We start from the raw sequence: 14,697 nt of genomic DNA on the forward strand, positions 1-14,697 counted from the left end.
TAATCATTCCCGGCATCCGCGTCAGGGGCGGGTCGTACTCGAAAAATCCTTGCTGGACGGTAAGGTTAGCGCGGAATTCCTTCCGATCCCATGGACCTATGACCGGTGTGGAGATCCTTCGGTTACAGCCGGGCTTTCCGGAGACTGCCGGTGCCAGGGGGAATTACCGATCCGGGGCCTCCGGCTTCGGATGTGGTATTATGATACCGCCCTAAAAAGTCGCAGTTTTCTGCGCCCTTAAAGCTTGACCCTGGCGCGGAAATCGCGATACTCCGCCGCCGAACTGCCGGGCGGGGAGGGTTCCTCCCCGGTCGCCGGCACCAGAGACAACAACGGACCGCCATGAAGACCTACACCGCCCGACCCTCCGACATCAGCAAGAAATGGATCGTCGTCGATGCCGACGGCGTCGTGCTGGGTCGGCTCGCCTCGATCGTCGCCAACCGCCTGCGCGGGAAGCACAAGACCACCTTCACCCCGCATATGGATTGCGGCGACAACGTGATCGTCATCAACGCCGCCAAGGTGCATCTCACGGGCCGCAAGCTCGAGAACCGGCGCTTCTACTGGCACACCGGCCATCCCGGCGGCGTCAAGGAACGCACCATGGGCGAGATCCTGGGCGGGCGCTTTCCGGAGCGCGCGGTGGTGAAGGCGGTCGAGCGCATGGTGCCGCGCGGTCCCCTGGGCCGTCAGCAGATGAGCAATCTCAAGGTTTATGCGGGCGCCGATCATCCGCATGCCGCGCAGAACCCGGAGCCGCTCGACGTCGCGGCGATGAATCCGAAGAACAAGAGGATCGCCTAAGCCATGACGACCGAGACGCAGAAGCTCACCGATCTCAAGGAGCTGCGGGGCAGCTCGATGGCCCCGGCGGCCTCCGCCGCCGCGGAGCCGAAGATCGACGCGCAAGGCCGCGCCTATGCAACCGGCAAGCGCAAGAACGCGATCGCCCGTGTCTGGATCAAGCCGGGTTCCGGCCGCGTTTCCGTCAATGGCCGCACCAGCGAGGTCTATTTCGCCCGTCCGGTGCTGCGCATGATGATCGCCCAGCCTTTCGGCGTGACCCAGCGGGTCGGCCAGTATGACGTGGTCTGCACGGTCGTCGGCGGGGGCCTCTCCGGCCAGGCCGGCGCGGTGCGCCATGGCATCAGCAAGGCCCTGACTTACTTCGAGCCGGCCTTGCGGCCCGCGCTCAAGGCCGGCGGCTTCCTCACCCGCGACAGCCGCGTGGTCGAGCGCAAGAAGTACGGCAAGGCGAAGGCCCGACGCAGCTTCCAGTTCTCGAAGCGCTGATCGCGACACCCGCGGTCGGCCCCGACTGGGGCATGCCATCGAACAAAGGGGCGCTCCCGGTCGGAGCGCCCCTTTTGCTTTTCGGGCTTCGTTTCCATATCGGATAAGCTCTTATCGGCGGCAGGAGTCGGACCACATGGGCAATATCTCGCGGACCAAGACGGTCTTCATCGACGGCGAAGCCGGCACCACCGGCCTCGGCATCCGCCAGCGCCTGACCGGGCTGGCCGGCATCGCGCTGAGCTCGATCGCGCCCGAGCGCCGCAAGGACCCGGTCGCCAAGCGCGAGATGCTGGAAGCAGCCGACCTGGTGGTGCTCTGCCTGCCCGACGATGCCGCGCGCGAGACCGTGGCGATGATCGACGCGATGGGCGCTAAAGGTCCGAAGATCGTCGATGCCAGCACCGCCCACCGCGTGGCGGCGGGCTGGGTCTATGGTTTCCCCGAGATGGCCGAGGGGCAGGCGGCCGCCATCCGCGGCGCCCGGCGCGTTGCCAATCCCGGCTGCTATCCCACCGGCGGCATCGCCCTGATCAAGCCGCTGGTCGAAGCCGGCATCATCCCGGCCGATTATCCGCTGACCATCAACGCCGTCAGCGGCTATTCCGGCGGCGGGCGGACCATGATCGAGGCCTATGAAGCGCATCGCGCGCCGGCCTTCGAGCTTTACGGGCTGGGCCTCGAGCATAAGCATCTGCCCGAGCTGCAGCATTATTCAGGCCTCGCCACGCGGCCGATCTTCGTGCCCTCGGTGGGGAACTTCCGCCAGGGCATGCTGGTGAGCTTGCCGCTCCATCTCGAGACCCTGACGGGCAAGCCCAAGGGCAAGGATCTGGAGGCCGTGCTGGCGAAGCGCTTCGCCGGGCAGAAATTGGTCGAGGTCGTGCCGGTAGGGGCGGGTACGGAAGCGGGCAAACTCGAGCCTGAGGCACTCAACGACACCGACCGGCTGGAGCTGCGCGTCTTCGCCAACGAGGCGCGCCGCCAGGCGGTCCTGGTCGCGCGGCTAGACAATCTGGGCAAGGGCGCTTCCGGCGCCGCGGTCCAGAACATCCAGCTCATGCTGGGCGCCTGAGGCAGCCATGGCCGCGCAGATCCTCACCTTCGACGGCTTCACGCCGCAGATCGATCCGACCGCCTTCATCGCATCGACCGCGGTCATCATCGGCGACGTCGTGATCGGACCGAGGGCCAACATCTGGTATGGCTGCATCCTGCGCGGCGACGGCAATCTGCTGCGCGTGGGCGCGGGCACCAACATCCAGGACGGCACGATCGTCCATCTCAACACCCAGGACGACCATGGCCGCGGCGCGCCGGGCTATCGCTGCCTCATCGGCGACAACGTCACCATCGGCCATATGGCGCTGATCCATGCCTGCACGCTCGAGGACGGCGCCTTCGTCGGCATGAAGGCCTGCGTCATGGACGGCGCGGTGGTGGAGGGCGGCGGCATGGTCGCGGCCGGTGCGCTGCTCACCCCCAACAAGCGCGTACGCAAGGGCGAGCTCTGGGCCGGGAGCCCTGCCAAGCTGATGCGCCAGCTCAGCCCGAAGGAAATGGAAGACTTCGCCTCGACCGCGCCCTATTACGCCGAGCTCGGGGCGCTCTACCGCAAGCAGGGGCTCTGACCAAATCAGGCCGTCAGCGGCTATTCCGCGGTCACCGTGATCTGACCGGTCGGGTGCGACCGCCGCTTCTTGCGAATCACGATCTCGATATCGAGGTCGAGCGATGTCAGGAATCCCATCAGGCGTTCCAGAGAGAATCCCTCGAGCTTATAGCGCTGCAAGGCGGAGACCTTCGGTTGAGTGATGCCGAGGAGCGCCGCGCTCGCAGCTTGAGTCAGGCCCCGCCCAGCGAGGGCCTGATTGATGGTGTAAGCCAGCCAGAGGCGGGTTTGACGTTCTTCGGCGTCCGGAAAACCCAGATCGGCAAAGAGATTGTTGCTGCCGCGCTTGATGCTGGTATCGGCCATCTTGGCGTTAGCCCTTCGCTTTGTGGTAGCGCATCTCATGGTCATGTTGTGCAGCCTTCAAGCGCCTGTGGATCAGCTCGATGTCGGTTCTTGCCGTTCTGATGCCGTGCGGCGATTTCTTTTGAAACGCGTGAAGAACGTAGATCACTTCCACAAATCGGACCGTGTAGAGGGCCCGATAGCTGTTGCCCTTATGGTCTTCGACCAACTCGAAGATTCCCGGTCCCTGGCCCTTCCAGGGCTTGGCCGAGGGATGCAGGCCGCCGAACTGCGCCACGCCCAACGCATTCCCCATCTCCGCCTTCACGGCATGCGGGAAGGCAAGGAAGTCTTCCTTGGAAGAGCCGACCCAATCGAGCGGTCTCTCGCCAGAAATCAGATGTCGCGCCACGGAATATACCAAAATTGGAATAAAAAGGCAATCACTTCGGTTTCTCGTAATAATAGTAATAGTTATAGATGATAATCCAAAATGCGAGAAGTGACCATCCTGCCGATCGGTTGCGGTCCGGAGACTCAGCATGGTCGCAAGACGCACAAGCGAGGTCGCCGGCGGGGTTTCCGGAGCGGCCCTCCTATGATTGACTCCTTTCCATGACCAGCCTGCCCCTGCCGCCCCATCCGGAAGGTCCCTTCGTGCTGCTCGACGACAATCGGTCGCCGGAGGCGGGGAGCCGTCTCTATGCCGATCCGGTCGAGATCCTGCGCTGCGACGATCCGGCCGAGGTCGAGGCGACGCTGGCGCGGATCGCCGGCGCGCGCGTGCGCGGGCTTCATGCGGTGGGGTACCTGGCCTATGAGCTGGGTTATGCGCTAGAGCCGAAGCTGGCACCCCTGATGCCCGCCGGCCGCGACGGACCGCTGATCTGGATGGGCCTCTTCCGCACGCCCGAGTTGCTGAGCCGCGCACAGACCGCGGCCTTCCTCGATCGCGAGGTGCGGGACGCGCACCGGCTGGGCGAGACCCGCCCGAGCTGGGACCGTGCCACCTATGGCAAGGCCTTCCGCCAGGTGCGCGACTACATCGGCGCCGGCGACGTCTATCAGATCAACCTCACCTTCAAGCTTGGCTTCGATGTCGAGGGCGATCCGCTGTCGCTCTATCGCGAGCTGCGCGGCAAGCAGCATGTCGCCTATGGCGCCGTCATCCGGACCGAGGCCGACTGGATCCTGTCGCTCTCGCCGGAGCTCTTCGTCCGCATCGACGGCAACCGGGCGGTCGGCAAGCCGATGAAGGGCACGGCGGCCCGCGGTCCCACGCCGGAGGACGACGAAGCCGCGCGGGCCTTCCTGCGCTCGGACGAGAAGTCGCGCGCCGAGAATCTGATGATCGTCGATCTCATCCGCAACGATCTGGGGCGGATCGCGCGGATCGGCTCGGTCAAGGTGGATGGGCTGTTCGAGGTCGAGACCTACGAGACCGTGCATCAGATGATCTCGACCGTGTCGGCGCGCCTGTTGCCCGATATCGGCGCCGACGAGGTGATCCGCCGGCTCTTCCCCTGCGGCTCCATCACCGGCGCGCCCAAGATCCGCGCGATGGAAATCATCCGCGAGCTCGAAGCGGGCCCGCGCGATGTCTATACCGGCGCCATCGGCTGGTTCGCGCCGGACGGCGATCTTTGCCTCAACGTGGCGATCCGCACCCTCAAGATCGACCAGGCCGGCCGCGGCGAGATGGGGATCGGCAGCGGGCTGGTCTATGATTCCGACGAGGCTGCGGAATATGAGGAATGCCTGCTGAAGGCGCGCTTCCTCACCGTGCCGCACCGGCCCTTCGAGCTGATCGAGACGATGCTGTGGCAGCGGGAAGCCGGCTGGACCCTGCTGGAGCGCCATCTCGAGCGATTGCATCGCTCGGCCGCCTATTTCGGGTTCCCCTGCGATCCCGAGACCGTGCGCGCCCAGCTCGAGGCCGCCTCGCTGGGTTTCGCCGGCGCCTGCTGCCGCGTGCGGCTGCTGCTGGATCGCGAAGGCGCCATCAGGATCGCGGCGACCGCGATCCCGGTGCCTTCGGCGGCCGGTCTCATGCGCTATGCGATCTCGGACCGCGCGACCGACAGCCGCGACCCGTTCCTGTTCCACAAGACCACGCGCCGCGCGCTCTATGACGGCGAGCTCGAACGCCTGAGCCGGGAGACCGGCTGCGACGAGGTGCTGTTCCTCAACGAGCGCGGCGAGCTGACCGAGGGCAGCCGCACCAACCTCTTCCTCGAGCGGGGCGGGCGGCTGCTGACGCCGCCCTTGAGCAGCGGCCTCCTCGACGGAACGCTGCGCCGCGAGCTGCTGGCGACGGGCCGGGCCCAGGAGGCGGTCCTCACGCTCGAGGATCTCGCCCGCGCCGAGCATGTGTTCCTCGGCAACTCGGTGCGCGGGCTGCTGCTGGCCGAACGCCTGGCGGCGCAGGCGGCGGCCGTCTAGACCCGCGCGTTCATTCCGCCCGCACTCCCGTCGCCTTCTGGATCGCCGCGGCCGAGCCCGTCAGCGGGAACAGCATCTCGCGCTTGCTGCCGTCGTGGGTCATGACTGAGAGACGGAGCTCCTGGCCGACGAACCAGGGGTGCAGCGTATCGGCCGCTTTCACCACCGGCTTGTTCGATTCCCAGACCAGCCAGAAGCTGCTGTGGTCGTTGGTCAGGCCCCACATCGCGTTCTGCGCGTCGCCGCGCGCGCGGATGTCGTCGGTGTCGATCGGCGCGCGATGGTCGATCTGATAGACCGGCATGGCCTTGGCGAGCGTCACGCCCTGCGCGGGGTGCAGCTCGGCGAAGACCTGGATATGGCCGCCGACATTGCGCGACCAGAGGATGAGGTTGTCGCCGGCGTCGTTGGTGACCGAGGCGGCCTCGAACGGCTCGTCGTCGGAAGGGGCGGCCACGACCGACCAGCCGTCGGCGGCCCAGGCGGGCGTCAGGGAAATCGCGAGAAGGAGCGCCAGGGCGCCGGTTCCCGCCGTCAGGATTTTTCGGATCATGCCGCGATCCTTAGTTCATGATTTCGGCGAGATTGGGGCGAGGGGTCTTGGCGAGGTCTTGCGCCATTTTTACTGTCATCCTCGGGCCGGCCGCAGGCCGGACCCGGGGATCCAGCCCTTGCCGGCCCTCGATCGCCGGATCAAGTCCGGCGATGACAGAAGGCAGCAGCAACGACGGAAGGAAGTGGCGAGGGAATCCGTCCTCAGCTCCCCGCGCGGACCTTCACATACGACCCCGGCGCGTCCTCGATGACCTTCAGCTTGCCGTCGCCGGGCTTGCGCGCCGGGACCTTCTCGCCGCCGAAATCGGCGATCCATTTCGCCCATTCGGGCCACCAGGAGCCGGGATGCTGGGTCGCGCTGGCAAGCCAGTCTTCCGGGCTCGGCGGATTCTTGTCGTTGACCCAGTGATGATATTTGTGGCTCTCGGGCGGGTTCACCACGCCGGCGATATGACCGGAGGCGGCCAGCACGAAGCGGATCGGGCCGGTCACGATCTGGGTCAGGGCGTAGGTGGTCTTCCAGGGCGCGATATGGTCCTCGCGCGTCGAGAGCATGAAGATCGGCGTCTTGATCTTGCGCAGGTCGATCGGCACGCCCGCCAGCGTGATGCCGCCCGGCTGCACCAGCTTGTTCTCCTGATACATCTTGCGCAGATAGAAGCTGTGCATCGCCGCCGGCATGCGCGTGGAATCGGAATTCCAGTAGAGCAGGTCGAACGGGAACGGCTCCTTCCCGAGGAGATAATTGTTGATCACGAAGGACCAGATCAGGTCGTTGGCGCGCAGCATGTTGAAGGTGTTCGCCATGGCGCCGCCTTCGAGAAAGCCCTTCTCGTTCATGCGCGCTTCGAGCGACTGGAGCTGCTCTTCGTCGATGAAGACGCCGAGATCGCCCGGTTCCTTGAAGTCGGTCAGGGTCGTGAGGAAGGTGGTGCTGGCGATCCGGTCGGCCTTCTTCTTGGTCGCGAGCCAGGCCAGGGTCGCGGCCACGAGCGTACCGCCGAGGCAATAGCCGACGACATTCGCATCGGGTTGCCCCGTCGCCTTTTCCATGGCGTCGAGGGCCGCGAGCGGCCCCTCGATCATGTAGTCCTCGAAACTCTTCTGGGCGAGCTTCTCGTCGGGATTGACCCAGGAAACCACGAACACGGTATGGCCCTGCGCCACCGCGAAGCGGATGAGCGAATTCTTCTCGCGCAGATCGAGGATGTAGAACTTGTTGATCCAGGGCGCGATGATCAGCAGCGGCCGGCGATAGACCTGCTCGGTGGTCGGGTTGTACTGGATGAGCTGGATCAGGTCGTTCTGGAACACGACCTTGCCGGGGGTGACTGCCACGTTGCGCCCGATCTCGAACGCCTCCTGGTCGGTCATGCTGATCTTGAGCTCGCCCTTGCCGCGCTCGAGATCGCCCAGCAGGTTCTTCAGGCCGTTGAGCAGGTTCTCGCCCTTGCTCTCGACCGTCGCGCGCAGCACCTCGGGATTGGTCATGAGGAAATTGGTCGGCGCGATCGCATCGACGAACTGGCGGGTATAGAACTCGACCTTCCGCGCGGTCTTGTCGTCGAGCCCCTCGACCTCGTTGACGGTCGTCTGCAGCCAACGCGCGGTCAGCAGGTAGGACTGCTTGACGAAGTCGAACAGCTCGTTGTCCTGCCAGGCGGAGTCCTTGAAGCGCCGGTCGTCGGGCGCCGGCGCGATCACCGCCTCTGCCGGCCCGCCCATCATGCGCCGGGCGGTGGTTTGCCAAAGATTCATGTAGTCGTTCCAGAGCGACATCTGCGCCTGGACCAGCTTTTCGGGCTGGGCCATCAGGCGGGCCGTCATCTCGAGGAAGGCCTGGCCGATATTGAGCGGGTCGGACATGCCGAACGCGTCGCCGCTGCCACGGCTCTGCTTCTGCAGGAAATCGGTCACGAGACGCTGCGATTGCTCGGCAATCTCCGTCATGGTCCGCGACAATTCCATCGGGTCGGGTAATTTTCTTTCCGCGCCCTGTTGATCGACCATTATGCCTTCCTTATCATGCCGGCCCGGCTCGCCTCGGGGGAACCCGGGAGGGGCCGAAGACGGCCCCGCATCCCGGATCATGCCAATGATATGACTACACACCCTTTAGCGCGATTCCGGGGCGCAAGGGACGATAAAAAGGCGCAAAATCGCCGATGCATGGGCCCACGAAAACGGGCATACCGGGCGGCCGGCAGGGACAGGCGGGGCGGCCCCGAGTCATCAGGCGGATTGGAGCCAGGGTGGTCGGGGCGGCATCTGGGCAACAGGGACAAGCAAGGCACCAATGATCAAGGCGAAGTTGGCCGCTCAGGGGCGGCGACCGGTATGGCGGAGAGATCGGCGGAAGCGGGGCCCGGGCACGGGGACGGCCGCGGCATTGCTGGCTTTGTTGGTCCTGGCGGCGGGCTGTTCTTCCTCGAGCGACGCGCCGCCGCCGGCGAGCACGACGGCAACGGCGCCCGCGAGCACGACAGCAACGGCACCCGCAGCCACCAGTTCCAGTACCGGCAATGAATCCTTCCCCAATCTCGGGACGGTTCCCGATCAGCCACCGCCGGTCACGACGCCCGAGCAGCGCCAGGCGATCATGGACGGGCTGGTCGCCGACCGGAAAAACGCGGTCTATAGCGACACGCCGCTGAGCGGCCAACCCACCAGCTCCGTAGCCCCGCCGGCGCCGCCGCCGATCACGCCCGAAGGCGGCGGGACGACGCTCGGGACCACCACCATCACGCCCTCTGCCGATACGGGCGCGGCCACGGGCGCCGCCACCGATTCGACCCCCGACATGCCGGCGACGCCGCAGACCCCGGTCTCCTCGCAGCCGCTGCCCGATGCGGCGCCGGCCAATACGCCCGCCGAGCCGCCGCCGACAGGGACCACGGTTCCCTCGACCACCGGCGTGACGCAGCCGCAGTCGAACGCGGCGCCCCTGGTGCCGGGCGCCCTGCAATATGCCGAGCTGCGCGGCGGCGAGGGGATGGCGGAGTCCGACGCCGACGATTTCGCGCCGGTCTCGCCGCGCATGACCCAGCTGGCCGACAGCACACAGCCGGCGACCGCGGCGCCCAACGCGCCGAAGAGCCTCATTCCTCAGGGCCCTTTCAGCTATTCGCAGGCCACGCCGCGCGCGGCGGCGGCAGCACCCACGGGCAACGCGGCGGTGACCGTCGATCTCAGCGCCATCGGCGGCGCCCCCGAGACGACGTTGCCGACGCAGCGCCAATTGCAGCCGGCGCAAGCTCAACTTCAGCCCGCAGGGTCCCGTCCGCCGCTCTATGTCGATCTCGGCGCGCTCGACAGTCTGTCCGGGCCGGGTCCGCAGACCCAACCGGCCGTCTATCAACAGGCTGTCTATCAGCAGCCCGCCTATCAGCCCGGCAATCCGCAGTGGCAGCCGAACGCCAATCAGCTGGCGTTCTATGAGGTGCCGCGTGGGACGAACGTGGCGATGGTGGCACCCGGGGCCGTCCCGCTGCCGCCGTCGGGACAGCCCCTGGGCCTGATTTTCTTCGCGAACGGCTCCTCCTATCTCAATGCCGCCTCGCGCGAGGTGCTGCGTGAGGTCGCCCAGATCTACCGCGCCCAGGGCAAGGTGATCCGCGTGGTGGGCCACGCCTCCTGGATTCCGGGTGGCGACAATGGTTTCAACTCGAAGCTTTCCTATGCCCGGGCTCAGGCCGTGGCGAAGGCGCTTGCCGGTTATGGCGTTCCCGGCGGCGCGCTCGAGATGCGCGGCGTCGGCATCACCCAGCCGGTCTTCTACGAAACCGCGAGCACCGGGATCGCCGGCAATCGCCGCGCCGATATTTTCCTGACACCGTAAGCGGATCTCTTCCGCCGCGATCGCTGCCATCGGCGATCGCGCGATGGGCCGCCTTTTGGCATCGCCTCATTCCCGACGCTTCTCCAGTTTTACAGGCGCTAATGAAGGACTTCGCATCTTGACGACGAAACCGCTCACTGTCGCGATCGCCGGTCTCGGCACGGTCGGCGCCGGCACCGTCAAACTCCTGCAGGAACATGCGGGCCTGCTGGCCGAGCGGTCCGGCCGTCCGATCCGCCTGAAGTCGGTATCCGCGCGCGACCGCAAGCGCGACCGCGGGATCGACCTCTCGCAGGTCCATTGGGTCGACGATCCGCTGGCGCTGGCGGTCGATCCCGAGGTCGACGTGGTGGTCGAGCTCATCGGCGGCTCCGACGGCGTCGCCAAGGCGCTGGTCGAGAAGTCGCTTCATGACGGCAAGCATGTGGTGACAGCGAACAAGGCGCTGCTCGCCCATCACGGCAACGCGCTGGCGCGGCTCGCCGAGACCTCGGGGGTCTCGATTTCCTATGAGGCCGCGGTTGCGGGCGGCATCCCGATCATCAAGCTGATGCGCGAGGGCCTGGCGGCCAACCGCATCAAGCGCGTCTATGGCATCCTCAACGGCACCTGCAACTACATCCTGACCGAGATGCGCCGCACGGGCCGTGAGTTCGCCGACGTGCTCGAGGACGCGCAGCGCCTCGGCTATGCCGAGACCGATCCGAGCTTCGACGTCGACGGCATCGATGCCGCGCACAAGCTCTCGATCCTCGCTTCCGTCGCCTTCGGCTGCGAGATCAATTTCGCCGGCGTGCATGTCGAAGGCATCCGCCATGTCTCGGCCGTCGACATCGCCTTCGCCCAGGAGCTGGGCTATCGCATCAAGCTGCTCGGCATCGCCAGCCTCTCGGACCACGGGATCGAGCAGCGCGTCCACGCCACCATGGTCTCGCTCGACACCGCGATCGCCCATGTCGAGGGCGTGTTCAACGCGGTGGTGACGATCGGCGATTATGTCGGCCAGAACGTGGCCGAGGGCCGCGGCGCGGGCGCCGGCCCGACCGCATCGGCGGTGGTCGCGGACCTGATCGATCTCGCCCGCAAGCGCGCGCTGCCGACCTTCGCCATTCCGGCCTCGAAGCTGGCCAGGCTGCCGGTGGCGCCGATGGAGCGTCACTATGGCGCCTATTATGTGCGGCTGATGGTCAAGGACCGGCCGGGCGTGATCGCCGACGTGGCGGCGGCCCTGCGCGACGAGCGCGTCTCCATGGAGGCGATGCTGCAGCGCGGCCGCGCGCCGGAGGAGGTGGTGCCGGTCGTGATCACCACCCACGAGACCGAGGAATCCTCGATGCGCCGGGCCCTGGCGCGCATCGCCAAGCTCGACACCGTGGCGGAACCGCCGCGCATGATCCGCATTGAATCGCTGACGGCCTGAGCGGAAGGGCCGCACCCAACGGACGATACGGGAACAATCGGCCGCCGAAGGCCGGGCCCGGACCAGGGATAGGAAAAGGGACAAGACGATGGCCAAGCATGAGATGGATCGCAATCTGGCGCTCGAAGCCGTGCGCGTGACCGAGGCGGCGGCGCTGGCGGCATCGCGGCTGATGGGACGCGGCGACGAGAAAGCGGCGGACCAGGCGGCGGTCGATGCGATGCGCCAGGCGCTGAACGGGCTCAGCATCGACGGCACGGTCGTGATCGGCGAGGGCGAGCGCGACGAGGCGCCGATGCTCTATATCGGCGAGAAAGTCGGCGCCGGCGGCCCCAAGATCGACATCGCGCTCGATCCGCTCGAGGGCACCACCATCACCGCCAAGGGCGGTCCCAACGCGCTGGCGGTCATCGCCATGGCGGAAGCGGGCGGCTTCCTCAACGCGCCCGACGTCTATATGGACAAGATCGCGGTCGGCGGCGGCCTGCCCACGGGCGTGGTCGATCTCGACGCGTCGCCCGCCGAGAACCTCAAGAATCTCGCCAAGGCCAAGCAGGTCGAGGTCTCGGATATCGTCGCCTGCATCCTCGACCGCCCGCGCCATGCCGATCTGATCGGCAAGGTCCGCGCGGCGGGCGCGCGCATCCTGCTGATCACCGACGGCGACGTGTCGGGCGTGATCGCGACCTCGCGGCCCGACAGCGGCATCGACATCTATATCGGCTCGGGCGGCGCGCCCGAAGGCGTCCTGGCCGCCGCGGCCCTGCGCTGCATCGGCGGCCAGATGCAGGGACGCCTGCTGTTCCGCAACGACGACGAGAAGGGCCGCGCCGTCAAGATGGGCGTGACGGACTTCAACCGCAAATACGACCTGCAGGATCTGGCCAAGGGCGACGTGATGTTCGCCGCGACCGGCGTCACCGACGGCACCATGCTGCGCGGCGTCCGGCGCTTCCAGGGCGGTGCCGCGACGCACTCGATGGTGATGCGCTCCAAGACCGCGACCGTGCGCCTCATTGAAGCCAGCCACCATTTCGCCCGCAAGCCGGGCGGTGATCCGGCGAAGCGGTAGTCCCGAAGCGCGCGAACAGAGAGAATCACTCTAGCCCACCCCCTTGACGGGGGAGGGTAGGGAGGGGGGTGGACGCGCCATCAATCCGACGCGCAGTTCGTCACTTCGCGCTTCCCCTCCCCCTACCCCCTCCCGCGAGGGGAGGGGGCATGAGGTTTATCAGGAGATCGCGCTCTTGCAGGCCCCGATCGCCCAGGCCGTGGCACTGACCCTCGCCGGCAACCGCTTCCTGCGTGGCGGCGATGTCGGCGCGTTCTGGCCCGAGGCGTCGGTCTTCCGCTATTGCAAGCGCGTGGCCTTCGTCACGCTGAGCGGACCCGACCCGGCGCCGGTCGCCGAGCCCTATGCGGATCACCCGCTCGCCTGGCTGAAGAAGATCCAGGCCGAGGGCGTCTCGGCCTTGCGGCTGCTCTACGTCCCGAGCCATGGCACCCAGCGCGACCGCGAGACGGTCGGCCTGGCGGGCGGCGGCGGTCGCCGCTTCGTCGCGACGGCCAGCGGCGAAAGGGCCGATCTCTGGGAGGCGCGCTGGGCCGTGAGCGACCGGAAAGATCCGGCGCAGAAGATCTGGGCTGTGACCTATGGCCGGGTGGCGACAGGCTTCGACCTCACCGAGGAGACGCCGCGCGAGGCGCCCGCGGTGCGCGCCGAGCTCGCCGCGACATTGGCCGAGATCGCCAAATTCGCCGACGCGCAGCAGCTCGACAATTTCGCCGAGAGCTTCCGCACGGCGATGGAACGCCTGGCCAGCCCGACGCCGCTCGCGGGCGGCTGGTTCGAGACGCTCGACGACAAGGACGGGCTCGGTCTCCCCGCCCGCCAACTCCTCGGCGCCGCCGAAGCCGCCTGGGTCTTCGGTGCGATGGGCTCCTGGAACGACCTCGGCTTTCAGGGCGAGATCGGCGAGACCTACGACGATCTTTCGAACCGGCTGTTCGCGCTGCTGAACGAAGTCACGGTCGTTGCCGCTAATGCGAGTCTGAAAGCGTAGTGAATATCGATCAATGCTTTGCGAGAGATAGCTGCGGGAAACGCTGACGCAGAGCGTCAGCAATCGATCTGAGCGAATGCACAAAGCCGCCGCCATATTCATCTATGGCTTCGAGACGGATCGACTCTCGCGCGAGAATTTCTGGAATGTCGCTGAACCGCCCGATTAGACAGGCGGTGCACAGTAGACGCTCGACCTCGAATATGCCCGGCCTGTATCCAGGCAATGTCTTCGCTTCTCCTTCGGAAAATTCGAAGAACTGTTCCAGGTCAGACATTCGCTGAAAGAAGGATTCGCCGAGACGGGCGATGTCTGCCGCCACTTGTCGTGCGGCATCGGCCGCCGACAGATTCTCACCAATATCCAAATGCTTGAACTCGTCACCTTCAAGAGCGTAGAGGCTTGTATAGATCGATGACGTATCTAGGCCGAAGGGACATTGGCCGCCGTTAGCGGCCGCATAAACCTCTCTGTAGAGTTCCTCGAGCCTGTTAAAACGAACCGAGACATAAACATTGGCGCTGACGCTATAGAAGCCCGCACTGGTGCTTACAGAAAGCCGCACCGATCCTCCCAGCCTGGGCCTTGAGAAGCGGACCTCTCGATCGCTCGCCTCTTGAAAGGAAAAATCTAGATCTACAAGCCGCTTTTTCAGCTCTTCGCGAAAATCCTGCTCTGTTGCACGCGATTTCGCCAGCAGCGCATCAAAGTCGGCGTCGGAGAAACGATACGGCGTCGCTCCGGAAAGGACGTCGGACAGGTGATCGTTGATAAGCCGAATGTAATTTTCCAGATGCTCTGAGAATGGACGCCGAAATTCCGCAACATTGCGGGCGTTGCCCCGGCCCATCCATTGGCAGATGAAGGCCAGATCGCTGCTGCGATGATCAGATCCGTGGAGCGAGATGCTCGTGTAGTTCTCGAGTATCTCGTGATACACCTCGACCGACCGAGCGCCGTTCACATAGCGGCGCTTGCAGTAGCGATTGAACCCTTCGGGCGGTTCGGCTGCCCGGAATCCGAATTGCCGCAGGAGGGGCGCCAATCGCTCGTCGGTCAGCCGGACGAATTCGTCGAACCGTGCCTCATGGAGGTACTGACCCCGTGTCGCCATTGTCGGCGCGTT

The 14,697-nt window shown here is 66.0% G+C and carries 14 protein-coding genes; 9 read left to right on the forward strand and 5 right to left on the reverse strand.

The features are described from left to right. The first annotated feature begins 342 nt into the window (after positions 1-342). From rplM to FRZ44_RS10465, 4 genes are all read left to right on the forward strand, one after another. Entirely contained in the window at positions 343-807 is a 465-nt protein-coding gene (rplM, locus tag FRZ44_RS10450) for a 50S ribosomal protein L13 (protein ID WP_151177126.1), read from the forward strand. 3 nt (positions 808-810) lie between these two features. Next, positions 811-1,296 (forward strand): 30S ribosomal protein S9, encoded by a 486-nt coding sequence (rpsI, locus tag FRZ44_RS10455; protein ID WP_318526393.1) that lies wholly within the window; start codon positions 811-813, stop codon positions 1,294-1,296. 136 nt (positions 1,297-1,432) lie between these two features. Beyond that, a complete protein-coding gene (gene argC, locus FRZ44_RS10460; RefSeq protein ID WP_151177127.1) occupies positions 1,433-2,371 on the forward strand; it encodes an N-acetyl-gamma-glutamyl-phosphate reductase in 939 nt (312 codons plus the stop codon). Between the two features lie 7 nt (positions 2,372-2,378). After that, complete coding sequence (locus FRZ44_RS10465; RefSeq protein ID WP_151177128.1) at positions 2,379-2,927, forward strand: gamma carbonic anhydrase family protein; 549 nt, start codon at positions 2,379-2,381, stop codon at positions 2,925-2,927. 20 nt (positions 2,928-2,947) lie between these two features. Here FRZ44_RS10465 and FRZ44_RS10470 read toward each other — a convergent pair whose 3' ends face one another. Next, positions 2,948-3,274, reverse strand: coding sequence for a helix-turn-helix domain-containing protein (locus FRZ44_RS10470; protein WP_151177129.1), 327 nt, complete (start codon positions 3,272-3,274; stop codon positions 2,948-2,950). 7 nt (positions 3,275-3,281) lie between these two features. Further along, positions 3,282-3,665, reverse strand: a complete 384-nt coding sequence (locus FRZ44_RS10475) for a type II toxin-antitoxin system RelE/ParE family toxin (RefSeq protein ID WP_225308642.1) — start codon at positions 3,663-3,665, stop codon at positions 3,282-3,284. Positions 3,666-3,868: 203 nt separating this feature from the next. On the opposite strand from FRZ44_RS10475, the gene FRZ44_RS10480 reads away from it, so the two are divergent. Next, positions 3,869-5,695, forward strand: coding sequence for an aminodeoxychorismate synthase component I (locus tag FRZ44_RS10480; RefSeq protein WP_151177130.1), 1,827 nt, complete (start codon positions 3,869-3,871; stop codon positions 5,693-5,695). A 10-nt stretch (positions 5,696-5,705) separates the two neighbouring features. Here FRZ44_RS10480 and FRZ44_RS10485 read toward each other — a convergent pair whose 3' ends face one another. Both FRZ44_RS10485 and phaC read right to left on the reverse strand, forming a co-directional pair. Further along, positions 5,706-6,248, reverse strand: coding sequence for a hypothetical protein (locus FRZ44_RS10485; protein ID WP_151177131.1), 543 nt, complete (start codon positions 6,246-6,248; stop codon positions 5,706-5,708). A gap of 203 nt (positions 6,249-6,451) precedes the next feature. Further along, positions 6,452-8,260 (reverse strand): class I poly(R)-hydroxyalkanoic acid synthase, encoded by a 1,809-nt coding sequence (phaC, locus tag FRZ44_RS10490; RefSeq protein ID WP_151177132.1) that lies wholly within the window; start codon positions 8,258-8,260, stop codon positions 6,452-6,454. A gap of 379 nt (positions 8,261-8,639) precedes the next feature. Between phaC and FRZ44_RS10495 the strand changes: the two genes are divergently transcribed. The 4 genes from FRZ44_RS10495 (at position 8,640) to FRZ44_RS10510 (ending at position 13,571) form a co-directional block, all read left to right on the forward strand. Beyond that, the gene (locus tag FRZ44_RS10495; RefSeq protein ID WP_191908524.1) at positions 8,640-10,088 is read left to right on the forward strand and encodes an OmpA family protein; all 1,449 of its coding nucleotides are present in this window, start codon (positions 8,640-8,642) and stop codon (positions 10,086-10,088) included. Between the two features lie 118 nt (positions 10,089-10,206). Continuing rightward, positions 10,207-11,508 (forward strand): homoserine dehydrogenase, encoded by a 1,302-nt coding sequence (locus FRZ44_RS10500; protein ID WP_225308643.1) that lies wholly within the window; start codon positions 10,207-10,209, stop codon positions 11,506-11,508. A 103-nt stretch (positions 11,509-11,611) separates the two neighbouring features. Continuing rightward, on the forward strand, positions 11,612-12,580 hold the full coding sequence (gene glpX, locus FRZ44_RS10505; protein WP_151180253.1) for a class II fructose-bisphosphatase: 969 nt from the start codon (positions 11,612-11,614) through the stop codon (positions 12,578-12,580). A 175-nt stretch (positions 12,581-12,755) separates the two neighbouring features. Then, a complete protein-coding gene (locus tag FRZ44_RS10510) occupies positions 12,756-13,571 on the forward strand; it encodes a hypothetical protein (RefSeq protein WP_151177135.1) in 816 nt (271 codons plus the stop codon). A gap of 10 nt (positions 13,572-13,581) precedes the next feature. Here FRZ44_RS10510 and FRZ44_RS10515 read toward each other — a convergent pair whose 3' ends face one another. Beyond that, entirely contained in the window at positions 13,582-14,685 is a 1,104-nt protein-coding gene (locus FRZ44_RS10515; protein WP_151177136.1) for a hypothetical protein, read from the reverse strand. Positions 14,686-14,697 lie beyond the last annotated feature (12 nt).

It is taken from the genome of Hypericibacter terrae, assembly GCF_008728855.1.
GTDB classification, from domain to species: Bacteria; Pseudomonadota; Alphaproteobacteria; order Dongiales; family Dongiaceae; genus Hypericibacter; species Hypericibacter terrae.